Here is a 23,624-nt window from a genome sequence, read left to right on the forward strand (position 1 = left end):
TATACCTGAGCTTTTAAATTATACTCCATCTCTTACCGTGTTAGTTTCATCTACTACGCGACTTCGCATTAGTTGTTTATTTTTAAAACATCTGTAAATATTGAAATAGATGGATGTATCATTTACATTATGTAAAAAAGGCTGAATTGAAACGCAGTTTTTATGTTCAAACAGTGTATTTAATAATGTCCTATCAGTATTAGAGCATGAATGCCCATAAATTATTATGTCAAACTTATCTGCATCAGCATAGTCAATAACCTCTCTATATGACGGGCTTCTGGTATATAATACTGATTTCATATGCTTTAAAAAATCATCTTTTTGCATTTCCAAATCTGATTGAAGTTGATTAAGTTCATCACCATAACCAAAAATCATGGAGGAACGTCCACCATATTCTAAGTCGCCGTGGATATATCTAAGAGAAGATTGTGTATTTTCATCAGATATATCAAATGGAATTGCATGTTCAAGATTATCCTTTTGCAAATTTTTAATAAGATAATTTTGAATTGTCTTTGTATAATTAAAACTTAGAAACAGTACATGTTTTAGCGTTTTAGTGAAATCTTCATCTTTACCATCTGGTACTGTTCCAAGTATATCATTAAAATCATTGTGCTGTTTCCAATTTAAAAGAGGTGGTGCATATAATCTTCCTACAATCTCTGGACTCGCTTTTTCAATAGGGTTTATATTTTTAAGATAATTATATAGCAAGTCAATGATCTGAGCTAAATCATTATTTAAGTGACGGACTGAGTAAATTCTAAAATTTTCATCAAGTTCTTTTACACGATCTTGCAGAATAGCAATGAGTACATTTTTATAATCTTCTTCAAATCCACCCCAAGAATCGGTTAAAGCCTGATTGAATACGTATCCAAGAAACTTATTTTTATATACTATAGATGACGATCTGATAAGCTGCATGGATTTGTAGCCAATTTGAAAATCATAATAAGCTTCCTTTATCCGTATTAATTCATTCCAATTAGTAAATTTTTTATCCGCTTCTATCATTAGGTACATGTTATTTACTGAGTCATAGTTAATTCTTTCTATTGGCTCAAAACGAAATAATTTATGATTAAGCACACCTATATAGTTGCGATCATTTACTAAGTTCATGAATTCTACTTTTAAATGATCAATAAAGTGGTTGTATCCTGTTAAGAGCCTATGACCTAAGTCAAATCCATTTCCAACAATAACTATTCTATTCATAATTTCCTTCTAGCTTTTTTGTGGTTGATTTAAATCGAATAAGGTAAGCTTTGCTCAGGAAGAAGCTAAGCAATGTAAAAACATTACTGCAAATTCGAACCTTTTATGTACTATTATAGCATTATGAAATGCACTAATTAAAGAGTAGTAATTGTTACAAATAAGAGCTAGAACACACCTTTTCATCTAATCAGTCAGATTTCAAACAAAATCACGGTTAAAAAGCGGATTATATTCATAGCTTTTTTCAGTTGCAAATTGATTTGCAAAAAAAAAACAGCAAGCCAACCGGCTTGCTGTTTAAGCTACACACTACTCACTAACAGACAAATACTATTTTATATCGTCCGTATTACTGTTTGTCTTCCATAAACCCGGCCCAGGTTCACGCCGTCCATTATTACATTGTCTTCATATTCATGCGGGGAAAGAAAGCCGTTGTAATAGATCAGTACTTTCCCGCCCTGGCCGGAGCCACGAAGTGCAACTCCTTTTTGGCCATCATAAGCATCCTTAATGACAAACAGGTTCTTGTTTAAGCTGCCGAATCCATTCAGGTGCAATCCGGATGTTCCGGGTACGGCGGTAAAGTTGCCCTTTGAAGATGTGTACGATACATGTTCAAGTACCTGGATGCGATCACGGATTTTCCATACGGCGTCAGAGCCGGCATAGGCGGCATCTGTCGGCGGTGCCCAAAGCCGGTGCATCAATCCGGAACTGTCGTTTACAGGTGCACCGTTCTGGCCGGAAACATAGGGTTCCCAGTTGCCGCCGTTCTTTTTCCATTGTACTTGCTGATCTGTCCACCAGTGCAGTTTGGATGCATCTTTTCCGAACCGGGAACCCGGAGCATTCCACATTCCTAACCCAGAAAAGATCAGCGTACACCAGAAGCCACAGGTAAAGTTTTCTTCCCAGGGCATCGGGATTTCCAGATTTTGAACGCTTTTGATTTCACCGCCCGGAAAGGGGATGATCTCGCCGGTAGATGCGTACTCGATGCCGATACCAAAAGGAGTAACAAGGCTTTGTGCTTTGGCCCAGCCGAAACCAAGAATATTGGATTCCCTGTCCTGTCCCTGATAAGTCTTTGTGCCTACTTTGATGCGCTCATTCACGTAAATGATCCGGTAAGGGATCATTTCAATATTGTTGTACATGTAAAATGAATGGTTCACGTTCCGCACATTGATTGCTCCGGTGGCATAATAACTGGCATCACCTGCCCAGCTGCTGGAAGCAGGATCGTATACCTTATGCACATGGCTGGTAAGGGATTGTTCAAAAGTCTGCCGGTCAAATTTAAGATGGTCCGCAACAATCAGCTTTGAAAAATCATCAATCCCGTAAGAGCCGTAAAGCCCGGTGTTCTTTTTGTTTGTAGGGCCGTGGACTTCTGAAATCCTGTCCAAGGCACCTTTGTAGAAGTGGTACATCTTGGTATCAATGTCTGGATCTGTGTTCTGGGCATCTTCCGGATATTGATCCGTTAAAACAAACCGTTTTGAAACGCCGGACTTTTCGATCCAGCTGCGGCCCTGCTGATAATACCAGTTGTTGTCCTGAATGCTTGGATCTCCTTTTCTGACCGTGTTCCAGGTTTTAGGCTGCGCTGCCTGAACATTATAATCCAGATCGGTATTGATCCCAAACTTTTGATAATCTTCCGCGCTGCTGCCCTGGTTCTGGTAAACGATACAGAAGAACTTGTTGTATGCAGCCCAATCCTTCTGCGGCACAACCGAAGGAAATACCAGATGCCGGGAAACTTTCAGCCAGCGCGGTACAACCGAGTTCCCGGTTGCATTCAATGTCTTTATGGCAAGGAAAACTTCTGAAAGGCGGCTGTTGGTCATGTTGACACCGTTGTTCCAGCCAGTAAGTTTTTGTTTGAATGCAGCAAGGTTGGGAACCACGTTTTCATCACATACAAATTGGCGGATGGTATAAATGCCATCCGGCAGAAATACATTGCGGAACTGGTTGTAGGAATTATTTGCATTCTGAAATACACTGTAACCAAGCATGTAGTAAATCCGCTTGTTACCAATTCGATTTGAAATTCCGTCGAAGCTCAATCCCGGAGTAATGTCGGAAATGGTTCCATCCTCGTTGAATTCCAGTTCCAGTTCCGGCGTGCGGGAATAGGAATATTCCCTGCCGGCAACTACTTTTTTGTAACTGCCAAGTGCGCCATCTGCATTGGCACTGTTATCGGGGAAAGTGGTTGTTCCTGTTGAACCATTATTGGTACCTGTTCCTGATGCTGCTTTTTTACCATTGCCATATTTTTTGTAAATGACGAATACGGCAGTAAGTACAACTGCAAGGACCAGATATTTCTTGTTCTCAGGCTTTTTTACAAACTTCTGTACCTTTTTACGGGATACTTCTATTTTCTTTTTCAGTTCCATGTTCATAGAAAGGTTAGTACTCGGCGTAAACTGTCAGCAAGCCGCTGAACAGGTCAATGTCGGCCAGTGAGCTATTTGTAAATATTACAGTTGCTGAATTAAATTCTACTTTCCCTGATTGCAGGATAATACCAGTTTGATTACTACTGAAGTAAATCCGCTTTATACGATGTTGAGCAGTAAGGCCAGAGAAGAACACATTATGTGAAAAACTTTCACCAGGCTTCAAAACCGGTGGATTAAGCCCGGAAGTAGTCGAAATAATATCCCAGGGTGTCCAGTCAACTGAATTTACGTTGATGAAGTTTGTACGCTTCCTTTGGTCAATAAAGGTGCTGTTAGTAGATGCAGTAATTGTCTGCATAGTTTGGCCGTCTTTACTTTTTTCAACCAGTAAAGTACCATCAAAGGGCCAGCCATCTACCTTGGTGATTTGAAACATACTGATGCCATCTGGATAGGTAGATGAAGCTGCGTATGATTTCGGGTGTGTGGTAAGGTCAGGGATTACATTGGCAAGTGCCAGATTGGTAACAGCATTGAAAGCTTTTCTTAAATGTAAAGGTGTAATTGCCCGGGTTTTGTTATCCTTTAATTGCTCGGTATGATACCGGGCTTTCTTTTCCAGTGTAGTGGTATCGGGTACCTGTGCAAAAATCAAAGTACAGAAACTTGCGAATAGCAAGCTTAAAATGAATCTTTTCATAAAATAGGGATGAAGTGTAATTGAACGATTAAACAGAAATTCAAATCAGCTGAATGCAGATGATTCCATGGAATCAAGCCTTTTGCCTACCTGTGTATTGGATGCAGCTTGCAGGGCTTTGTATTCTTCAAACTCTTTTTGAGTGACAAACTTATCCTTTTCCCAGAGCCGCCTTCTAATATCAAAAAGGACGTACAGAATCATAAAAAGTGCGAATACTCTCATAGCTATTTGGATTTTGAAAATGATTGAATGCTTTGGATCATGCTGGCGGCTTCTACCCGGATCAGAACGGCAGCAATGAAGTACAATCCGATCCCGTCGATCTTGTAGCCGGCTACTTTGGAGAAATGATCAACCAGGTTCCCGAAAAGCAGGTATATGGTGTACCGGATCATGGTATTGATAAACTCCGGCAGGAATTTCCAGTTGAACATGCCGGCAATTTTCGCCTGCGTCACGCCCAATACCGTATCCAGTAAAACGGCCAGGTAAACGATCTGGAAAATCTCGAATTTTGCGAACAGGAAGTACATTATAGTTTTGGGTTAAAGCGGATCTGATGTTGTAAATCAATGTTGGTCAACCGCAGCTTTTCACACTCAATTTCCAGCTGATCGATTTTCAGGGCCTGTTCCTTCTGAACCTTTCTGAGTTCGTCGTATAAATCTTTCCATTGCTTGGAAACCACTCCGTCATTGTCGATGGCATAGCGTTTGAATTTTACAAAGTGGTCAATGATCTTCATGCTTACGCCACCGCCCAGAGCGCCCAGAACAATATCAAGTATACTTCCCAACTGGTTAACAGATTATGATAATTACGACTACGGCAGTGATTTCAAGCATGGTCCGGACAATGTTGGCAAGCAGGTGTTTACGCTTCTGATTTCTGTTTTCCAGAGTGGCCCGCCTGGTATGCTGCCGCTGCTGCTTTACTTCGTTTTCCAGAACCCGGTTTTTGATGCCGAGCAATGCATTTTCCTTTTTTACCAGATCACATACTTTCAGGTCCCGGTTTATCCTGGGCAGCATCTTTTCCAGCTCCGGATATTTGTTCCGGATGGTGTCTGCTGCCGTAACGCTGCTGCAATTCCCGGAAAGAGCCGGCAGCAGTAGTATCGGAATGAACAGATACGGAATCCATTTCCTGACTGTTTTCATAAAGCAGCTTGTTTATTTCAGTAATCCCGATTGGAATGATTTCTCTGCAGTTGCAGGCTTTGTCCAGGATACGATTGGTAAGAAATACCATGACGGCCATCAAAGCACAGAAAACCACCATGGCACCGGCTATGATTTTGTTTTCAACGTTTTGCATACTTGCTTCGGATAATCAGGATGGCAGCCGCTGCCGCAATCCAGAACCATTGAGCTTTTTTTTTACTGAACCGTTCCGGTACATTTCAATTTCTTCCTTCCTGCGGTTCACCAAACCGGCAACCACGACTTTCACGCCGTTTTCATTTTCATCATAAACCCAGCGTAAAAACTCGGCTTCTATGCTGTCAAAGTCATTCGGATTGGTGTTGACCAATACCCGAAGGTGGGATTTTGCAAATGCGCCGGTACCTACGTTGTAAGTAAAGGATGTGAGTGCATCGAACTGGCCCTGATTAATGACAGACTTGATGCCGGCATTCACAGCCGCAGCCGCTTTCCCGACATGAAAAGCCAGAAGCTGCAATGCCTTTGCTTCTGTAATGACATCACCGGCTTTTACTTTGTTGCCGTTTTCGTAAGTAGTACAGCCGTAACCGATTGTCCATACGCCGCCGGAATCCTTGTAAGCCGTCAACCGCAATTTTTCACGGTTCTTCAATACCTCTAATCCTTCGGAACTGATCTGCATATTCATGACATTGCTTGTTTGTTACTATCCCAAAGAGCTGCGACATACTCCGACAATTCGGCGGGCCGGAACCAGGCAATCAGATCCTGGGACAGATCGCCGCCGTAATATTTCAGGTACTCCTTTTTTACCGCCTCGTAATTTTTGGTATACTTGGCCAGGTCCACCGCCCAGGGCGTGCCCGTATCAGGTTCGGCTTCGCTTACCGGATTGATGAAGACGCGCAAAGGAGAACTGATCAGCTCACGGTAACTCTCAGCCAGCTGTACTGCGGTCATGGTGCCTACACCCTGCGAATAGCGTGCAACCTGCCGTGGCCTGGTCAGAAAGTAAATGACCGCACCAAACATGCCGAACAAGCCCAATCCCTTTTTTTGCTCCTCGTTCATACCTCTTTTGTATCTGCTGCCAGTACCAAACCCTGATTGGTAAGAAACAGGAAGGAAGTCCAGCTTACCAGGTAATACGTGTTCTTTACGCCTTGTTTGTTGGTGATACTATAAGTTTTCAACCGGGTACCTATTTTTTCGCCGGCCTTTACGGTACGGGCAACTTTGGTGCTGTCCGTGTCGCTCAGTATGACGGTATCTTTGATGGCTTCCAGCTTTACTTCCTTGTTGGTGCCAGCGGCTGCCGTTGCTGTCGGTGCGGCTTTGGCGCGTTTCAGCCATTCCTGAAACTTGGTACTGCTCAGTTCCTTTTCAAGGCGTTCGTACATGTTTTCATTGTACAAGTTCACATATGCGGCATTTACGGCATCCACATTGCTGATCTGATCGGCAACAAGCATCAAATCACTTTCCCAGGTACCGTCCAGTTCCACCAGGAGTTTGATGCCGGATGGATTGCACGCCTGTCGTACCTGAATGGCCAGGGAAGTATTTGCATCATTTCCGGCCTGCTGGTACTGGTTGGCCTGCCTGTATTTCCGGAGCTGTCCGGATATGATCAGCCAGAGCACCAGGCCAATGATAAAATACTGCGCAATCTTGATGTTTTCAGGACTGACCGGGATTTTGGGAGAAATATTAATGTTTGCCATATCAATTTTGATCAAATACAGACCGTTTACTTATGCTGCATCACACTGGTAACTTTTACGTCAGAATGGATGTAATATCACCCACTAAGCCCAGCATTTCCATGGTGGACATTTTGCCGCCGGTGCTTCTGCTTTCCGTGATTTGTTTGAGTTTTTCCATTGTTTTGGGATGGAAAATTTTCCGGTAGGTTTCCGGGGAATCTTTGACAATCTGTGTCATGAATTTCAGGGTATTGTAGGTGTTATTAACGCCTACGCTTTCATAAGAAGCCATGGCAAATTCGCGCATGGCTTCAATGATTTCTTCTTCGGTTCTTTCCTTTTCAATCGGGATTACCGTCAATTCTTTATTGCTTCTGTTAGCCATCGTAGTTGTGTTTATGCTGGTTTAAAAAGTCCTTTCATCGAATCAAAGCCTTTGGCAAGGCCGGGCAGTTTTTGTGCAACGGAACTCAGGCGTTCCAGTGCATCTTCGTCATTTTCTTCGTCTTCGTCATTGAGTTCCAGAATGGATTTCCTGATTTTTTCAACTTCCAATTCCAGGCTATCCAGTCTTTGCAGGACTTCTTTTTTGAATGCCTGTTCCTCAAATTCTGCACGTGCCAACGCCTTTGCTTTTTCGAAAATTTCCTGGTAATCGAAGTTCTGGTGAGAAGCTGAACCAGGCTGCGACAGTGCGGGCCGTGTAATTTCAAATCGGTATGTACTCTGGGCCGCCTGCCTGCCTTTTCCTTTGTACGCTTTCAGTACATACTTGCCGGGCTGCTGCAACCGGAGAATGTTGGTAAGCCTTTCGACTGCTTCTTCTTCGGATTCATTGTCGGAATCGTACTCGGAAACCTTCTCGTCTTCGCCACGATTCAGCCGCCATTGATTAAACCTTTCAGCCTGTATCCATTGGATTGCATTGTCTGCGTTCATAATCTCGAAGATTTAAATCGTGTAGTGATCTGATGACCACTACACTGCTGGCTAATTCTTACCCAAAAGCTTTTTACGTCTGGCCAGTTCGGCATCTACACGCTTGTTATGATCGTCAACCTCTTTCTGGCCTTTTACATAAGCATCTATTGCCCTTGCGGATGCTTTCAAGCCCGGTTTCTTTTTGTTTTTCTTTTTCTTAAGGCTTGTTAATGTTGATTTAGTAGCCATAACTATTTTGGAGTTTAATTGTGAAAATGAAGAATAATTTTATCCGGGATTCTCATACGAATTGCCCGGACGGAGTGCCATATACGGCCTGGTCTTAGCGGCGTTTCTTGGCCGGCTTTTTCTTTCTTAATCCCAGCAGATTGGTCAGTCCCAAAAGTTCTGAAAGCGCAAAAAGGATGACGATCAGAATCAATGGATTCTTTGTAACCCAGGTAACAGCTTCCGAAAGGGTTTCACTGATGGTTTTGGATTTGTTGGCAATGACTACGGTACCCGAAGAATTGGAGTTGCCAGAAGTTGGCGTTCCAGGATCATCTGTATAATCAGCTATCCCATCTCCTTTTAGAGAATAGTATGCTTCACCAGCTGTCAAGCGTGGCAAGCTGTTTCCATTATCAATTGCTACATGGCCGTTGGCATCCAGAACACCGTCCGGCGCGGTATCTGCAAGCTTGGAAACATCAATGTTGCTTGAAATGACAATATCATTTGAAAGCATGTAGCCTTGCAATGCGGTACGGGATATATATGCCCAGAATTCGTCACTGCCTTCCAGAACCTTGTGGGTTATAAACTCGGTTCCGGAGTTTGTTTTGGCCAGGTAAAGGATGGCCGTTCCCAGAAGACCTTTAAAGGTCCCTATGTTATACTGTACTTTTGACATGATACTTAATGGTTTATTGATGAAGTGTAATTCGTATAATCTTTGAAGCCCATGGGCTTGTTACTGAACTAATACATAGCCGGGATCAAGGCCCCATTGGGCTGCGTATCTCAGGCGTTGCAGGTGTTTGTAAACCGGGATTTCCAGGGCGGAAAGGAATACTTTCACCATTTCACCCGGCGTGTTCCGGTGCATGTCGTCCAGGGTAAATTCCCATTGCTGAATTCGGGAACCGGATCGTACCGGGGTTTCCGGATGCCCTTCGGTCAAATCCTGTATTGTGAAGGAACTGAATGCCGGTTCTGTACTCACAGGAATTGGTGCAGTTGCAGTTTTCTTAACTGCTGTTGATTTTGTTGTAGCCATTACTCAATGAATTTTAAAATTTGTGATAATCCTTCCAGCTTGACTTTGACTGATCCGGTAAAGGATATGGAAACCGGGAAATTAAGTTCATCGGCCAGATTCTCAGTTGCTTCTGTGCTGTTACCTGTCGCCGGCTGGTATAGCCTTTGCCAGCCATCCGGATTGGATACGGTCAAAGAACCATCTGCATTTATCGGAACAGCACTTCCGTGCAGGTAAGATTCCCGTATTTCGGCAAGTGATGCTGTGCCTTGGTTTATTTCCTCAATCAGAGAACCGGCATCAAGGAAATGGAATTTGTTGTCCTGCCAGATGCAGGCCAGTAAATATTTGCCATTGTGCGAAAGCTCAAATACGTTACCAATGCCGTTAAGTCCTTTAATCCAACCAACCTGCTTTTCGACCTTCATTTTTTAGGCTGTTTACCTGTGAAAACTATGTATGCAAACATTACCACCAGGGCAATGAGAAGAATGCTGTTTGTGTTGCTGCCGCCCAGGTTTACCGTTGTTGGGGTTCCGGGCGTGGTGGTCACAACCGGGCTTTGTGGCTCGCTTCCGCCTTTTCCAAACAGGCTGCCCACGCCTGCAATCAATCCGGGCAGTGCACCCAGCAATGCACTGAGCCAGCCAGGTATTGAGCCGGAGCCAGAACTGCTTCCTGAGCTTGATCCGGTTCCAGAGTCTGATTGTTTGACTGTCTCAATGCTGCCATCGGCATACTCCACAGTTACCGAACCATCCGGATGATAGGTGTAATCTACAATATCCATTTATTTGAAAAGTTTGGGTATTGGAACCCGTATGACCGTATTCACGGGAACCGTTAAGCCTTCGGCAATGATGTTCCCTGTTAACTTGAAATCCAGCTGCGCGCCTGCATTCACCAGGGTGGGAATACTGGTCAGCAGGGCATCTATTGGTACCACTACATTGGCTGTTATCGTGGTATCGCTGGCAGCCTGCAGCGTTGTAAAAAGACTATCATAGGCCGTTCCGATCGGCGTATCTTCCAGTGCAATCTGAATATAATACCGGTTCAGGTTAATGGGTGTACCTGTTGGATTGGTGATAATGACAGGCTGATCCCACATGATGGCACCTTTGCTGATCCGGATATTGGAAGGCAGCATGTAACGTACCAGCAAGGCATTTGCCGCCTGGATTTTACGGGTAAAGTACCAGATCAGGATTGCAATTACTATCAGCCACTTACTTTGCATTTCGTTTTCTCTTGATGATTAATAATATGACGATGACCAGTGTGCCTAGAAATATCAACTGCGTATTGGTGTCGGACAAAAGCTTTCTGAATAGTTGAAAAAACAGCGAAACGGTATTTTTGATCTTCGATACTTTATTGTCCGGTGTTTTAAGTTCCAGTGTTTCCAGGTTCAGGATGTTCCCTGTCGTAAACGTAACGGTATGGTTGGTTTTGTCGTAGCTGACAGCATCGCCGTTGGCTTTGTCGTAATATCTTCCGTCTGTTACCGTCCAGATTATTTCCCCGGAATTATAAATGATGTAACCATAAGTGGGATCATAGATGAAAACCGGTTTGGACGGACTGTAATAAATGCTTTTCGGGTTAAAAGGGCTTTTAGGGTCAATGGCATTATTATTGGAAGCTGCATCAGCAATGCTTTTTGCTTTAATGATCGTATTCCAGTCTTTTTTACCGCCGCTTTCTGCTATATCTTTGACCATGACACGAAGCGTTGCATTGTCAAATGTTAGCTTTCCGGCTCTGCAAACAACCGTTTTCGTGTCTTTCTCTACTTCGAGATTTTTGGTTACCAAAGCAAAGGCTATAATGTCTGACCAATGCAATTTTGTGTAATTACTGGCTATGTAATCACCCAGTAAAGGCCTTAATACAATGTTAGCCTGGTGTGCTTTGTACAGGTCGGGATTGTAGATGTAGTGGCCCCTGATTATGATAAAACCTTCCGGACTGAAACTGCCATGCACATCCATGTCCTCGTAATTAGCAACTTCGGTCACTCCTTCGCCTGTTCCGCTAACGCTTGCCTTTACTGCCATTTTTAAACCTTTTCTTGAAGATGACAAAGAGTATCAATCCAATAAGCGCATACGTAACCCACTGCTTTTGTTTCTTTTCCTGGCTCGTACCCGTAGTGTCGGGACCACTTGGTATACCTCCGTTTTGTGAGCCGCCATTCTGGGTGCCGCCGTTTTGCTGACCGCCGTTTTGAACGGGTTCTGTGTCATTGGCTTCCTGAATGATCAGTCCGGCAACTTCACTGTTGTAATCACGTGCGCCGGGTGCAGCCAGAATATTCTTGTAAATTTTCAACAGATCGGCTTCTCCGAACAGCCGGCTTCCGGCTTTGTAAGAGCGGTATTTGTAATCCAGTGCAGCACCGTTCACCGTATCAGCAATCATGCTCAGGGCATAAATATCTGTCCAGTGAAACTTGACTTCATTGGCACTGTTGTTGACAATCTTGTAAAGGTTATTGGCACTGTCAGGATTGTCGTTAAACGTTTTAGCAATCGAATTCAGCCATATAACTTTCATTTGCGAGATAGGCGGAATGTTGCCTGCTGACACAAAAAAGATTCCTGATGCATCAAAACTTCCGATTGCTGGATTAAGCAGGGTGAAAAGCTCGTTAACGCCTTTTCCTGTTCCACTGGGTACTGATGGTGGTAATAATGCCATGCTACTGTTTGTTAATCTTAGGTAAAAGGAACTTCCAGAAAACAGCGGCTCCTAATGCGATGAACAGGTACGTATTGGTTTGATCCGGTTCAACAGGGGCCGGCGTAGTAGTTGGAACATTAACATCCGGATCGTTTATCGGACTATCCACACCCATATCCCAGAATCCTGTGACTTGATCTCTCTTTACCCAGGAAGTACGCGGGATTACAACATTGGTTGGATCTTTTGGAAATTTGGGAACATGTCTATACTGTTGTACCCAATCTACTTCAAAGCCAATGTTAGACGATTTGCCGGTATATGTTCCCACTTCCTGATTTTTTGTTCTTTCCATAACCTGGTAAGTTTTTTGGTAACCAATACCGGGCGGAACAGGAGGGAAAGGGACGGTGCATTGATCGTTCATGTAAAACGTCAACCTTACCTTGGCAATTAATCTGTCTCCTTTCTTTGGTTCTGATGCCATAGTTTATTTTATGATAAGCCAAAGTATAACCGCTGTTAAAGCAACAGGGATCATGCGTAATCCTGCCAGCTCCTTTTCATACCTGGTTTTGTATTCTCCTACCTGGACCGCTTCGTTATACCGGGCAAGTCCCACTTGCTTTAATTGTTCAATCTGTTTGGCCTTTTGCTTGTTTTCAACTTTTGAGAAAAAGGCACCGGCCACAATCAGGATTCCGCCAATGATCTTTGTGTACCCGGTTGGCAATGCTGCTAATACGCCTCCGGCAGTAGTAATGATACCGCCGCTTCCCGGCATCGCTCCCAGCTTTACAAGTGCCGCAGTGATTTCATTCAACTCGGCCTGGTACTGCAACAGGGATGAATTAGCCTTTGCGATCTGATCCTGCAACCACGCTTTTCTGTCGCTTGGATTTTGCTGGTACAGCTCTGCCGCCGTTCTGAAATAATCGGGCGGTAAGGTTAATTGACCCATGTTTCATAATGCCTTTTCTTGTGCTTGAAAACCCTCTTTTTTCTGCTTTCAACTTGATAGCACAATTATAGGTGTACGCTTGCCATAGTAGCAAATAGGTGTTATCTTGTAGCAACATATGGCAACTTTCAGCACCTTTTAGCAACCCACACTTTTACCAAAATGGATTTTCTTTCAAAATCTGACTTGATCGGGCAGTACAACGTATCTACACGCCGCACGTTTGAAAGGTTAATAGGAAAAGAGGGCAAAAAGATACTGAACTGGAAAGCCGGCCAGCAGCGATTCACGCCCAAACAGGTCAGGCAACTCAGGGAATTGATAGGCGAACCGCTGAAAAGAGAAGAAAAATACGGCTGATTACAGAACGGGTCTTTACTACCTGGGTATTTGCAAGGTATTTTCCGATAGCTACTCCGGGTATTTCAATCCCTATTTGTAAGGATATTTTTCAGCCACAGACATGTTGTTTGTATTATAGCTGGCCAAAAAACATTAATTTTCTTTATTTTGGCTTCCGTTATAACTATAAACACGCACTACATGCTTAAAAATTACACACGCTTTCTGCTTCTGCTTTCCATTGTTTTTTCACATTCTTTGCTGTTCGGCCAATCGAAAAAACATATTCCCTATCCCATTTTGTTTGTACACGGCTGGACTGGCTCGGACGCGACCTGGTATGAAATGCTTGTACAATTAAAAGAACAGGGATGTAACCTGGACATTAACCAAATCGAAAAACGGGCTGGCACCGGAAGTCAAATAAATTTCCAGTTAAATTATGATCTGAGTTCAACAACCCTGAACAGAAATGCCATTGGCCCGCAATATGGTGATGTCTTAGATTTGATGTCTTATGTCAATCCCGACAACGATGTATTTGTAATCAACTTTGATAATTCTTTTCCAACTGTCCAAAGTAATCAGGCTGCCATTGTTAAACAGGGTTTTGCAGTCGGGCTTGCAGTAAGGAAAATTCTTCAGGCAACCGGCGCTGATAAGGTTGTTTTGTTCGGCCACAGTATGGGCGGTCTGGCTATTCGGGAGTATTTACAAAATCCTGAAAACTGGCTGACAAAGGATAACAAGCACCATGTTGCCAAACTGATTACTTCCGGAACGCCGCACCAGGGAAGTGACATAACTACCGGTAATCTGGTCAAATTATTATTCGGCAAAGATGAAAACTCAGATGCCGTCAGGGATATGAGAGTCAACAGTTTAGCTGGAAATTATCTATATGGTGGATTTGAAGGCAATGTTCCGGATTCCTTCAAATCCAAGGACATTGACTGCAATGGTAACTTAAATTACATAACTGGTCTGAATCACAAACCAATGTATTTGAACCTGCATTTTGCATGTATTGTCGGTACCGGTGGAATTAATATTTTTGGTTGGCTTGGAACCGACGATGATGATGTAGTAAAATCGTATAGTGCCAATATATTTAATCTCACGTATGACAAGCCGATGAAAGGAGATTTATTTGTAGTGGACAACTCTAATCAACAGTCTGGCAATACATTGGAAGCCACCTGGCATACCAAGTTGCCGACACAAACTTTCCTGAACCAGTATGCACTGGATGAACCGGCAGAACTGGAACTGGCGTATGAAATAAAGCCGAACAAAACTTATCAGGCTTTCTTTACACCTGATCCCAAAGGAAATGATCTGGATTATGACCGTTTCAAGATCAATTTTGATCAGAGGGGAATTCTGGATTTCAAAACCAACAAAGACAAGTATGGCGGTATTCAATTATTCAATTGGCAAGGTATTGAAATTAAAGAACTGCAAAGAGAAAGCCGCGTAATGATTGATGCCGGTTCTTACTCAATCGGCATATATGGTGCAACCGGAGCTGCCAGCGGTTATCCTTTACACTTTGTCCCATACGAGTTTGCAACGGAATTTTGTCCTTTGCCTCAGCTGCCAGCAATAGTTACCGAAGGCAATGCATCCATCTGTGATGGTGAAAAAGTTACATTGAAACTGGAAAACGCTGGATATGATTCTTATACCTGGTACAAAGACGGTATAAATGTGGGAACCGGTTTATCTGTAACAGTGAATAGTCCGGGAACATATTCTGTACAAGGCCGGAAATGCGGAGTAAGTGAAAAGTCAGTAAATGAAATTGTACTTCAAGTCAAGCCAAAGCCTGAAAAGCCGGTCATTACCATACAGGATAATGCGCTTGTTTCCAGTTCTGAAAAGGGTAATCAATGGTTTGCAAACGGTACTGCCTTAACGGGTGAAAATGGACAGAAATTAACAAGTACCGGTTCCGCTTCGTACTCGGTGAAAGTTACAGAAAACGGCTGCACGTCAGAATCGGATGCATTTACAATTACCGGTTTGGAAGATCCGGATTTAGCCGCCGCAACGGTTATTTATCCGAATCCGGCGACCAAGTTTATTCAGGTCAAGACGCCTTTGAAAGGTGAACTAAACTTCATTATGTTTGACATAAACGGAAAGCAGATTCGCCAGAGCAGGCATGTTAACGGCAATTCGCCGAGCCTTATGTATGTGGATCAAAAGCCGGGAATTTACTTTCTGAAAATCGAATCCAAAAAAGGCAATGTAACCAGACAATTTTTAATTCAATGATAAATCCGGACTGGTCAGGAATTCAGCAACGTGAATGCAGTTAAAGTTAACAGCATTGTATCTTTTATGCTGAATTGACTTGAATCGTTTCTGAATTTTGAACGCCGGCGTATTTGTAGTGCGTACAGCTACCAACTCCCGATTGGAAAGGAAATCAATCAACGTATCATGAGTAACGTTCCGGCTGGGGATGCAGTGATATACAAAAGTTTTATTTCCTTCAATGATCACTACTCCAAAATGCTGAATAAGCGGATATTGGGTTGTAGTGATCAGAATGTCACCTGTTTTAAGTTTTCTGAATAGTGGTATCACAAAATTAATTGATAAGCTTTTTATCTATTAAAAGGTTGGTTATACTTCTTATTACCACGTATAATTTAAATTTTGTCATACATACTTAGTCACCAATAGATAGTAATCCTTTAATAGGAAGGCCAATTAAAATTCCAGCACCAAGTTTTTCAAGAGCTGTCTTGTTACGGTAAGTGTCACCTTTATCTAAAACAGTTTCCTTTAAGAGATTGTCATACAATAGATAAGGCTGTAATGTTATTATCGGCTTGCTTTTCTCCTGATTTAATAAATTAAGCACTAGGCCAGCCTGAAATCTTAATTTACGCTTATGTTCAGCTAATATGCCATCTTTAACATAACCAAATTTCATTGAGTATCCCGGTACAAAATTTTTTCTAGGAAGTCTATAAAATTCCAACCTGTAGTTTACATAAACTTTGTATTTTGATTTACTATCTTTCTTTCGATATAAACCGGATGTCGTTTTCTCTTTAATTACCAAATTGCCATTTGGCTCAAATTGTAAAGTGTCATTTTCATGATACTTAATTTCAGTATAATCTTCTAGATTATTACCATAAATAGGTTCCAAGCCAAGGCGGTATAAGTTTGCTCCTTTTTTATAAACGTCATAAAAGGAATACCAAAAATTTACTTTTGGAGTCCAAAAAACTTTGTTTTCTGGTTTTTCTAAAATTACATCATTATCATCTTTTCCATAAACTTTATAAGCTTTAATACCAATAGTTGGAGAAATAGAAAACCATTGCAAATGCTTGCTTATCCATAGTGGACTTGCTAAATCTCTTTCGGCATCTTTAAGTAATTCGTGACGTACAGATAGACGTGTAAGAATTTTTTTTAAATCATCAACAAGTAAATCTAACTTTAATTTTGTATCACTTTGAATAATTTCATTCACTTCAGTAACAGTTTTGGCGGAATCCAATAACTTATTTGTTGAATATTTTTTTGCCAAAGAAATGTAAAAATCAAGTTCGAATATTATGGGAACAATCTGTTTTCGAAGAATACTAAGTGCTTCGATGCCATCATAATTATTAATCATTATGCTATCTGCATCTTCTATCTTGAAAAATGCTCTATTCTCAATTACTCTATATGCATTGATGTCAATTTCTTCTAAAAAATTTGCTAAAACTGACGCAGAATCAATCATTTCTTTATCCAAATGCAATTTCTTTTTTTCAAAAACTGGCTGATATAATTTGGGAGAATCATTCAAATAGGTATATGTATTAGATTTTACAATTATATGCCTGTTAAACGCCAAGTCTACAGTGCCGTTGTATTTACCTGCTTCTACTATTGGTACATTGTTTTCTTTTTGACCAGCCTCCAATTCTAAAGTGGATATACCTCTATTTGTAGGAATTCGCCCACTTAATTTTACACTTGTTTTACTACTTACATCAATACTAAAACCTGCTTGTGGGGATTGTTCACCTACAAGTACTAATTCCATATCCTTTTTAATTATGTGATTGAAACCATAATCAGATACCATTCTTGATGTAGTAGGTTTATCAGATGTCAGTAGTTCTGATTTAAAATTAAATAATTGATTTGTAGAAAATTTTAAATTACTAATTAAAGTTCGTTCACCATTATTTTCTAGTTTACCTGCTTTCTGAAAACTTTTGTATACTCGCCTGTCCTCTTGTGCATGGAGATTGAACGATATGACGAATAACAAAAAGAGGGCTTGTTTGAAAATACAGACTAAACGATGTTGTATAGAGTAGATCATAGAAATAATATGTAAGGTTCTACTAAATTTAGTTACTAGATTTAATTATAGTATTTGGTATTATAAAGATTTATTTAACGGTGTGAAAATAAAAAATCTAGTACTTTCATAATTAATATGTCACCTTTTTTAACTTTATAAGTATTATTACTCCACAATTAACATTGTCTATAAATGATCTTAATCGATACGGATTAAAAGGACAAAGGCTAATTCCTGTACCTTCCAGTCATTGACAATATTTTTATACATACTTTTAATCATTTCATGACAGGATGCAGCCAGGTAGCCGGTATCGAGTCCGGCTATGTAATCGTTAACCTGAGCCAGTTTCAGCTTTTTTACCTCTACAACCAAAACAGTCCCTATTGATTCACCTTTCAGAAATTCTTCAAACTTGGCACCTTTGTAATACTTTGCCGGGTTCCAAAGCCTTAAAGTGGTATGTACATGTGAATTCAGCTTGTTGTTCCAGTTGTGTGAGTATGTAAGTGCGGGCAGCTTTTCCATTATTCGAATCCGGTTTGAAAGTTTTTAATGTTCTTGATTTTTGTGATTTCACAGGCAGTAAAAAAGGCCTCAATGAAGTCGTTCCAGTCTTTTACAGTTCCGTCGGCATAGAGATTTAAGAAAAGGTCCGGTTCTGCCAGCATTTCAGGGTAAATATTGATTGTACTTTCCCGGCCTGATGGATTGACATAGATACTTCTCAAAGTCCCATCCTTCCAAACTTCCCATGTACCGAAAACAGCATAGGGAACTTCCTTTCTGGTAACTTTCATTTAGCATTATTGTCCGGGTAAAGCATGGCGAACATTTGCTGGTAATGATCCGCATACCTTGCATACATATTGGGCGAATACATTTTCAGAATATCTTTTTGAGGGTTTTCCAACGGTATGATAATGCCGCCATAATGTCGGAAATGTTCGCCGGCCTTGGATGTGGCTTTGTCAATATCCTTCTGAGGTACATACATTTCTGTAAGAAACTGCACGTACCTGGATGAATCATAGTTAACATTGGGCGGATCAATGTCACGCTTTGAATTTTTGATTACATTTTCTTTTTCCACTTTCTGCATGTGGGAAAACATTCTGTTTCCGAAAATGTCCGTGGTATAAACTGGCTGTGAAATTTTTACAGTCCGGTAATCAAACGTTGTAGTCGTGACCATCGAGAAAGTTTCCAGTGCTACAGTATATGGATTGAGATTGTCCGAATGAAGGATTTTCGACGCTCCCCAGATACGGCCGCGAATGTAACGGTTCCGGAATTTTACCTGTACTTCCTTGCGTTCCGATAAAACAGTTTCAATCTGATGGCCTTCAATGGATTCTGATTTTTCAACTATTTCAGTCTGGATAAAGTACCTTCCATTTTCTTCTATCAGCTTTTCACCTTCCTGCAACCGGATGTTGATTTCAGGTGCCTTTGTCATGTATTTGCTGACATAGGCAGTCAGCTTTTTAATGTTCTGGATTGCATGGATTTTAGTGGATGGCGGATTGTTCCAGTTGCAGGCAATTCCGCTGTTGAATGCTTTCAGCTGCCTTTTCTTTTCTTCATTTACGGCATCGGCTTTATTGAATTTCTGGGACATGGCCCGGCAAGCCTTCCTTTTTTGCTCAATCCTTTCATAAAGCATATCTTTACGAACGTACCAGCCATTTTTATAAATGTAGTTCTGCCGGTTCCGGAACCGGGTTACATAGCCAAGCCGCTCAATGAACTGGTTCCATTTTCTGTTGATCCGGTCCGCAGGCAAGCCGCGGTCAATGATCAGGTGAAAGTGAATGTTTCCGTTTTTCTGGGTTTCAGCAACCCAAATGTAATTTTTTACTCCCCACCCGGAAGCACCTTTTTCTTTATCGCCTGTAAGCCATTCAATGAACCTGAGAAAACATTCTTTTTTGATATCATTATCACAATGAATCTGTTTTGCCGGCAGCGTAAGCGTGAGAAATGAAGGATAAATTTCCTGTGATGGAAAAGACTTGGGAAAAGCCATGGATGTGTTCAACTGAATAGCCGTCAGGTAATTTTCAATAATGCCTTTTACTTTTCTGCGCGTACCTGGCGACATGTAGCCGTTCCATTGTCCGGATGCACCTTTTTCCAGATTCATGAGGCTGTTCAGATTCTTTTGTGATAAGTCCGGTTTTACAATAATCTGGTTTCCGAATTCATCATACGAGTAATTAATGAACTTCTTCTGAATGATTACAGAGTGCGGTTTGAACTTGGCGTACTTCTGAAAGTCAAATTCTGTAATACGGTTTTCCAAAGGGCGGAGAATATCGGCTGCTGACATGATTAAAAATGCCGGTAATAGTGATTAAAAGGGAGTTTTTAAACTTTCGGAGTTCGATTTTGGAACGTATGAGCACTTTACGGGTGGAGTCGACGCTTTGATAAACCCATTAAAAAAGGTCTCAGCCTGGACGTAAGAGTAAAAGGACTATACATTTGTTCTTTCTAGAAAAAACCTATCTGATAAGTCAAATGTTTGAATTGATAGATCGTATGATTCCTTATTCGAATTGGGTGAAGGTTCCATTCGTCGTAGGTGCATTTCTTATGTTTATAGCAGTGGTAATAGCTCTGTTTACTAAACCATTGCCTGAAAAAAATTCTCAAGTTCAAAAGCCAGTTTCCACCCAACAGCCTCAAAAGGTTACTAAAAAGAAAACTGAAGGAGATATTAAAAGGAAAAAGTCGATTAAGAAAAAAACAACAAATACAAGTGACGAGTCGATCAATCAACAAAACAATGTTGGGTCTAATCAGGCCAATGTTAATAAAGGCATTAACAATGGCATTATGGCAAATGATCTTACTGTCAATCAAACCACTAACAACTATGGTCCACAGCCTCGTACAATAACTTCTGCAGATATTAATTATTTTGTTACTAGTTATCCAGATACAACAAAACAAATAACTTTTGTAGGTGTAAATAAGATAGACAATGAAATGACAAACGTAAAGAATCAAATCATTGCTCATTTGAGAGCTAAGGGGTACCATAATATAAGTGAGAGTATGAGTATGGCTATTTCTTTAAATCCACGTACTGGTATAATCTATTTCGAAGATCAATTGGGTCAAATAGTTTTTGAAATATCACCGAATAACTAACATCATATTGAAGTTCAACACCATGACTTTTATTACGATTCATAAACATTGAATTGGAATCAAATACAACCAATACACCATATGGATTCTACGCTGTCTAAATTCTTCGAGTTAAACTCTGTTAAATTATTTTTTAAAGTAGAATCTATATTTCTCTTTTAATTCAATCCGCACACGCTCATCAACAGACAATTGATATACGTAGGGAAAAGGACAATGTTCATCCATCCACTTTACCCATTCCGCGCGCTGCGCATCGTGATCAGGCTCTGACCAACAATCATTATCCAAAAATTCAACGATCCATAAACCAGTATCTTCGCATTCTTCCCATCCGCTTGCTATGTAGGTTAAATGATGTCCGCAGTACGGGCACAGGTTCCAATATGTGAATTTGTGATCAGCTTCGAGTATTTGAAAGCTATACTTTGCTTGTATTGGCTCTGGAATCCGCCATTCAATAAAAGATCGTAATGACATGGGTTCGGAACTGTTAAGGTTTTAAACTCTGTTTATAGTTTTACAAAGCATAATTATTTACTTACGCGTATTTGAGGCAGAATCAAAGAACATCAATGTCATGTTCCAGGCATAAAAAAGAAAAGCTTTGAGTAAATTCATTTCAATGTCTTTTGTGAGGAGTGTATGACATGGGATAGAAAACCGGCTTGCTGTCGCTTTGCTGTATACGTAAATCAATAAGTTCTTTTTGTAAAACAGAAATAAGCTCAGTTTGATAATTGATCAGATCAAACATTTCCTGAACTGTATTCTTCATTTTACCCGGATGCAGCCATTCAAAAAGTTGCATGCTACGTTCCTGTAAGTCGCCTTCATTAATCAGGCTGATTTGCATTTTCAGTTCATCTTTTTTCATTGGATAAAAGACATAGATTCAAACGGGATTTTTTTCTGTCTTTCACCGTCCAGATATACCAGACAGGATTTTGTCACTTGTAAAATCAGCATCCCAAATTCCCACCTTCCACAATTCAGGTAAGCGATGTAATCATTACCATAATGATCTGCTACTTGCTTATAAATGATACTGCTTCTGGGAATTGTAAACCTGTGGCCGGCCTCAAACTTTTGCTTGTTTGTCATTGGGCAATTCCAAAATTTTCGTTTTGAAGAATTCTAAACCTGTTGCTTCTTTTTCGTTAATGGCCAAGATCTGTGCATCTTTCCATTCTTCCCATTTGAATACGGTTCGCATTTTTACAATCTCCAGATCGTCAACTATTTCCTTGACGGGTTCCTGTGAGCAAAGGCGAAAGGCAAGGTTTATGGCGTTCCTGAACTCCTCACATTCGATTTGCAGCCAGTACATTCTTTTGATGTATAACCTTCGCTTTAATTCTTTCGGATCTTCGGTGGGTATTTCGTGACAATCCCGGTTATGTATCTGCAGTTTCTTCCGGAGCAGTTCCAAGGTAGTCATGCGGACTTACTTATTTGGACAGCCCGAACAACTGCGCTGCTTCCATTTCTTCATTTTGCCGGATCAAGTCATATTGTCTTTTGTCCAGGAAGAAACCTTTTGTTTTGTAATCGAAGGCAATTCCATAATGGTTGAAAAGAAATAGCAAGTCGGATTGTAAATGCATGAAGTCTTCCTTCTTCAATCTGGAGTAAACATTTGTAAATGTTAATCCCCAACGTTCTTCCAGGTCTTTAGTAAGCTTCATTTTGGGAAAAGAACCTGGTAAATCCTCACGCCACATCTTCCAAAATGAGGATGGCTTTTCCATTACGGTTCCATTTTGTAAATCCATTTTGTTTTTTAATGGTTAGTTTTTGTAATTTGATAATGATTCGCTGTGCAATAATAATACGTTTTGGTTCATAAAAGCAAACATAATGTTTCATTTATTTTAAATTTTTTCAGTTAATGGTTTATGATATTGATTTTGGTCTGTTAATCAAAGAGTTAATAAAGAAACATAATGTTTCATTAGAAGACGTTTCGAGCCGAATTGGTTATACCCAGCAGGGTTTCGGTAAAATATTGAAAAAAAAGGATGTGAATACGGAAGTTTTAAAGAAGGTATGTGATGCCTTGGATGTTGAGATGGATTATTTTTTATCCAAGAATATTAGTCAAAAGGGAAAAGCAAATATTGCCGGGGATGGGAATGTACAATATAAAGGCAGCAACAATGCAATGAATTCCGATACCAACAAATTACACATACTCGAAAATGAAAACCAGCATCTTAAAAAGCAGATTCAGCTGCTTGAACAAATGGTAGAAGTATTACGAGGAAAGACCTGAATCAATCTTAAACCTAAATACATCACTCAATGCTAAACACACACGCACAATGTCCATTTACACACATTACTGATGGTGAAAATGTTAGAAGTTGCAAATGCATCTTTTATGAAAAACTTCCATGCTATGAAAAAAGGCAAATTAAGATCAGCATTACCAACATTATTCAAAAAGGAAACGCGAACATTGCCGGCAGCGGAACAGTACACTACAAAGTAAAAAATGACGAATCTCAACAACTGATTGAGTATCTAAAAAATGAGAATAAGTTATTGATGGAACTGGTGGAAATCCTTAAAAGCCGGGACAAATAGCGGGACAAAACCTATTCAAAAATGATCAAATTAAGTACGGGACAAATAAAAGATATCGTAACTATCAGTGTATTAGCAGGGTGGGGGTTCTGGTTCTCAGAATCCCTCTCTCTCTGCAATAATCAATATCAAAACATAACAAAAGCCT

At 40.8% G+C, this 23,624-nt stretch carries 35 protein-coding genes; 4 read left to right on the forward strand and 31 right to left on the reverse strand.

Annotated elements, in window-relative coordinates; translation table 11 throughout:
- Nucleotides 1-18 precede the first annotated feature (18 nt).
- From FEM55_RS14540 to FEM55_RS14650, 23 genes are all read right to left on the reverse strand, one after another.
- Nucleotides 19-1,230, reverse strand: coding sequence for an AbiH family protein (locus FEM55_RS14540; protein ID WP_138282085.1), 1,212 nt, complete (start codon nt 1,228-1,230; stop codon nt 19-21).
- 338 nt (nt 1,231-1,568) lie between these two features.
- On the reverse strand, nt 1,569-3,653 hold the full coding sequence (locus FEM55_RS14545; RefSeq protein ID WP_138282086.1) for a hypothetical protein: 2,085 nt from the start codon (nt 3,651-3,653) through the stop codon (nt 1,569-1,571).
- 7 nt (nt 3,654-3,660) lie between these two features.
- Nucleotides 3,661-4,353, reverse strand: a complete 693-nt coding sequence (locus FEM55_RS14550; RefSeq protein WP_138282087.1) for a hypothetical protein — start codon at nt 4,351-4,353, stop codon at nt 3,661-3,663.
- A 45-nt stretch (nt 4,354-4,398) separates the two neighbouring features.
- Nucleotides 4,399-4,578 (reverse strand): hypothetical protein, encoded by a 180-nt coding sequence (locus FEM55_RS14555; protein WP_138282088.1) that lies wholly within the window; start codon nt 4,576-4,578, stop codon nt 4,399-4,401.
- A gap of 2 nt (nt 4,579-4,580) precedes the next feature.
- Nucleotides 4,581-4,889 carry a hypothetical protein gene (locus FEM55_RS14560; RefSeq protein WP_138282089.1) on the reverse strand — a complete coding sequence of 103 codons (309 nt, stop codon included), beginning with the start codon at nt 4,887-4,889 and terminating at the stop codon, nt 4,581-4,583.
- Complete coding sequence (locus tag FEM55_RS14565) at nt 4,889-5,152, reverse strand: hypothetical protein (RefSeq protein WP_138282090.1); 264 nt, start codon at nt 5,150-5,152, stop codon at nt 4,889-4,891. Before FEM55_RS14565 ends, FEM55_RS14560 begins: the two co-directional genes overlap by 1 nt.
- A gap of 4 nt (nt 5,153-5,156) precedes the next feature.
- A complete protein-coding gene (locus FEM55_RS14570; protein WP_138282091.1) occupies nt 5,157-5,387 on the reverse strand; it encodes a hypothetical protein in 231 nt (76 codons plus the stop codon).
- Nucleotides 5,350-5,673, reverse strand: a complete 324-nt coding sequence (locus FEM55_RS14575) for a hypothetical protein (RefSeq protein ID WP_138282092.1) — start codon at nt 5,671-5,673, stop codon at nt 5,350-5,352. Before FEM55_RS14575 ends, FEM55_RS14570 begins: the two co-directional genes overlap by 38 nt.
- 15 nt (nt 5,674-5,688) lie before the next feature.
- Nucleotides 5,689-6,210, reverse strand: a complete 522-nt coding sequence (locus FEM55_RS14580; RefSeq protein ID WP_138282093.1) for a lysozyme — start codon at nt 6,208-6,210, stop codon at nt 5,689-5,691.
- Nucleotides 6,207-6,593 carry a hypothetical protein gene (locus FEM55_RS14585; RefSeq protein WP_138282094.1) on the reverse strand — a complete coding sequence of 129 codons (387 nt, stop codon included), beginning with the start codon at nt 6,591-6,593 and terminating at the stop codon, nt 6,207-6,209. The genes FEM55_RS14580 and FEM55_RS14585 overlap by 4 nt, the downstream gene beginning before the upstream one ends.
- On the reverse strand, nt 6,590-7,246 hold the full coding sequence (locus tag FEM55_RS14590; protein WP_138282095.1) for a hypothetical protein: 657 nt from the start codon (nt 7,244-7,246) through the stop codon (nt 6,590-6,592). The genes FEM55_RS14585 and FEM55_RS14590 overlap by 4 nt, the downstream gene beginning before the upstream one ends.
- 55 nt (nt 7,247-7,301) lie before the next feature.
- Nucleotides 7,302-7,613, reverse strand: a complete 312-nt coding sequence (locus tag FEM55_RS14595) for a hypothetical protein (protein WP_138282096.1) — start codon at nt 7,611-7,613, stop codon at nt 7,302-7,304.
- 11 nt (nt 7,614-7,624) lie between these two features.
- Complete coding sequence (locus tag FEM55_RS14600; RefSeq protein ID WP_138282097.1) at nt 7,625-8,167, reverse strand: hypothetical protein; 543 nt, start codon at nt 8,165-8,167, stop codon at nt 7,625-7,627.
- Nucleotides 8,168-8,218: 51 nt separating this feature from the next.
- A complete protein-coding gene (locus FEM55_RS14605) occupies nt 8,219-8,398 on the reverse strand; it encodes a hypothetical protein (RefSeq protein WP_138282098.1) in 180 nt (59 codons plus the stop codon).
- A gap of 94 nt (nt 8,399-8,492) precedes the next feature.
- Nucleotides 8,493-9,062 carry a hypothetical protein gene (locus FEM55_RS25190; protein ID WP_229209270.1) on the reverse strand — a complete coding sequence of 190 codons (570 nt, stop codon included), beginning with the start codon at nt 9,060-9,062 and terminating at the stop codon, nt 8,493-8,495.
- 60 nt (nt 9,063-9,122) lie between these two features.
- Nucleotides 9,123-9,428 (reverse strand): hypothetical protein, encoded by a 306-nt coding sequence (locus FEM55_RS14615; RefSeq protein ID WP_138282099.1) that lies wholly within the window; start codon nt 9,426-9,428, stop codon nt 9,123-9,125.
- Complete coding sequence (locus tag FEM55_RS14620) at nt 9,428-9,838, reverse strand: hypothetical protein (RefSeq protein ID WP_138282100.1); 411 nt, start codon at nt 9,836-9,838, stop codon at nt 9,428-9,430. The genes FEM55_RS14615 and FEM55_RS14620 overlap by 1 nt, the downstream gene beginning before the upstream one ends.
- Nucleotides 9,835-10,200, reverse strand: a complete 366-nt coding sequence (locus FEM55_RS14625; RefSeq protein ID WP_138282101.1) for a hypothetical protein — start codon at nt 10,198-10,200, stop codon at nt 9,835-9,837. The genes FEM55_RS14620 and FEM55_RS14625 overlap by 4 nt, the downstream gene beginning before the upstream one ends.
- Nucleotides 10,201-10,650: an LEA/WHy family protein gene (locus FEM55_RS14630; protein WP_138282102.1), complete on the reverse strand. Its 450-nt coding sequence runs from the start codon at nt 10,648-10,650 to the stop codon at nt 10,201-10,203.
- Nucleotides 10,640-11,470 (reverse strand): hypothetical protein, encoded by an 831-nt coding sequence (locus tag FEM55_RS14635; RefSeq protein WP_138282103.1) that lies wholly within the window; start codon nt 11,468-11,470, stop codon nt 10,640-10,642. The genes FEM55_RS14630 and FEM55_RS14635 overlap by 11 nt, the downstream gene beginning before the upstream one ends.
- Nucleotides 11,448-12,113: a hypothetical protein gene (locus FEM55_RS14640; RefSeq protein WP_138282104.1), complete on the reverse strand. Its 666-nt coding sequence runs from the start codon at nt 12,111-12,113 to the stop codon at nt 11,448-11,450. The genes FEM55_RS14635 and FEM55_RS14640 overlap by 23 nt, the downstream gene beginning before the upstream one ends.
- A gap of 1 nt (nt 12,114) precedes the next feature.
- The gene (locus FEM55_RS14645; RefSeq protein ID WP_138282105.1) at nt 12,115-12,450 is read right to left on the reverse strand and encodes a hypothetical protein; all 336 of its coding nucleotides are present in this window, start codon (nt 12,448-12,450) and stop codon (nt 12,115-12,117) included.
- 135 nt (nt 12,451-12,585) lie between these two features.
- Entirely contained in the window at nt 12,586-13,056 is a 471-nt protein-coding gene (locus FEM55_RS14650; RefSeq protein ID WP_138282106.1) for a hypothetical protein, read from the reverse strand.
- A gap of 162 nt (nt 13,057-13,218) precedes the next feature.
- On the opposite strand from FEM55_RS14650, the gene FEM55_RS14655 reads away from it, so the two are divergent.
- Both FEM55_RS14655 and FEM55_RS14660 read left to right on the forward strand, forming a co-directional pair.
- Nucleotides 13,219-13,416, forward strand: a complete 198-nt coding sequence (locus FEM55_RS14655) for a hypothetical protein (RefSeq protein ID WP_138282107.1) — start codon at nt 13,219-13,221, stop codon at nt 13,414-13,416.
- Nucleotides 13,417-13,599: 183 nt separating this feature from the next.
- Complete coding sequence (locus FEM55_RS14660; protein ID WP_138282108.1) at nt 13,600-15,678, forward strand: alpha/beta fold hydrolase; 2,079 nt, start codon at nt 13,600-13,602, stop codon at nt 15,676-15,678.
- Nucleotides 15,679-16,078: 400 nt separating this feature from the next.
- On the opposite strand, the gene FEM55_RS14665 is transcribed toward FEM55_RS14660, so the two are convergent.
- The 4 genes from FEM55_RS14665 to FEM55_RS14680 form a co-directional block, all read right to left on the reverse strand.
- On the reverse strand, nt 16,079-17,746 hold the full coding sequence (locus tag FEM55_RS14665; RefSeq protein WP_138282109.1) for a hypothetical protein: 1,668 nt from the start codon (nt 17,744-17,746) through the stop codon (nt 16,079-16,081).
- A gap of 180 nt (nt 17,747-17,926) precedes the next feature.
- On the reverse strand, nt 17,927-18,256 hold the full coding sequence (locus FEM55_RS14670; protein WP_138282110.1) for a hypothetical protein: 330 nt from the start codon (nt 18,254-18,256) through the stop codon (nt 17,927-17,929).
- A complete protein-coding gene (locus FEM55_RS14675) occupies nt 18,256-18,528 on the reverse strand; it encodes a hypothetical protein (RefSeq protein WP_138282111.1) in 273 nt (90 codons plus the stop codon). The genes FEM55_RS14670 and FEM55_RS14675 overlap by 1 nt, the downstream gene beginning before the upstream one ends.
- Nucleotides 18,525-20,060 carry a rolling circle replication-associated protein gene (locus FEM55_RS14680; RefSeq protein ID WP_138282112.1) on the reverse strand — a complete coding sequence of 512 codons (1,536 nt, stop codon included), beginning with the start codon at nt 20,058-20,060 and terminating at the stop codon, nt 18,525-18,527. Before FEM55_RS14680 ends, FEM55_RS14675 begins: the two co-directional genes overlap by 4 nt.
- A 191-nt stretch (nt 20,061-20,251) precedes the next feature.
- Here FEM55_RS14680 and FEM55_RS14685 point away from each other — a divergent pair, with 191 nt between their 5' ends.
- On the forward strand, nt 20,252-20,887 hold the full coding sequence (locus FEM55_RS14685; protein ID WP_138282113.1) for a hypothetical protein: 636 nt from the start codon (nt 20,252-20,254) through the stop codon (nt 20,885-20,887).
- Nucleotides 20,888-21,013: 126 nt separating this feature from the next.
- Here the strand turns inward: FEM55_RS14685 and FEM55_RS14690 are convergent, their stop codons facing one another.
- From FEM55_RS14690 to FEM55_RS14705, 4 genes are all read right to left on the reverse strand, one after another.
- Complete coding sequence (locus FEM55_RS14690; protein ID WP_138282114.1) at nt 21,014-21,367, reverse strand: hypothetical protein; 354 nt, start codon at nt 21,365-21,367, stop codon at nt 21,014-21,016.
- Nucleotides 21,368-21,509: 142 nt separating this feature from the next.
- A complete protein-coding gene (locus tag FEM55_RS14695; protein WP_138282115.1) occupies nt 21,510-21,764 on the reverse strand; it encodes a hypothetical protein in 255 nt (84 codons plus the stop codon).
- Nucleotides 21,765-21,968: 204 nt separating this feature from the next.
- Entirely contained in the window at nt 21,969-22,328 is a 360-nt protein-coding gene (locus FEM55_RS14700) for a hypothetical protein (RefSeq protein WP_138282116.1), read from the reverse strand.
- Nucleotides 22,329-22,338: 10 nt separating this feature from the next.
- Nucleotides 22,339-22,575, reverse strand: coding sequence for a hypothetical protein (locus tag FEM55_RS14705; protein ID WP_138282117.1), 237 nt, complete (start codon nt 22,573-22,575; stop codon nt 22,339-22,341).
- A gap of 203 nt (nt 22,576-22,778) precedes the next feature.
- Here FEM55_RS14705 and FEM55_RS14710 point away from each other — a divergent pair, with 203 nt between their 5' ends.
- Nucleotides 22,779-23,162 (forward strand): helix-turn-helix domain-containing protein, encoded by a 384-nt coding sequence (locus FEM55_RS14710; RefSeq protein WP_138282118.1) that lies wholly within the window; start codon nt 22,779-22,781, stop codon nt 23,160-23,162.
- Nucleotides 23,163-23,624 lie beyond the last annotated feature (462 nt).

This window comes from Dyadobacter sediminis, from assembly GCF_005860765.1.
Lineage (GTDB): Bacteria > Bacteroidota > Bacteroidia > Cytophagales > Spirosomataceae > Dyadobacter > Dyadobacter sediminis.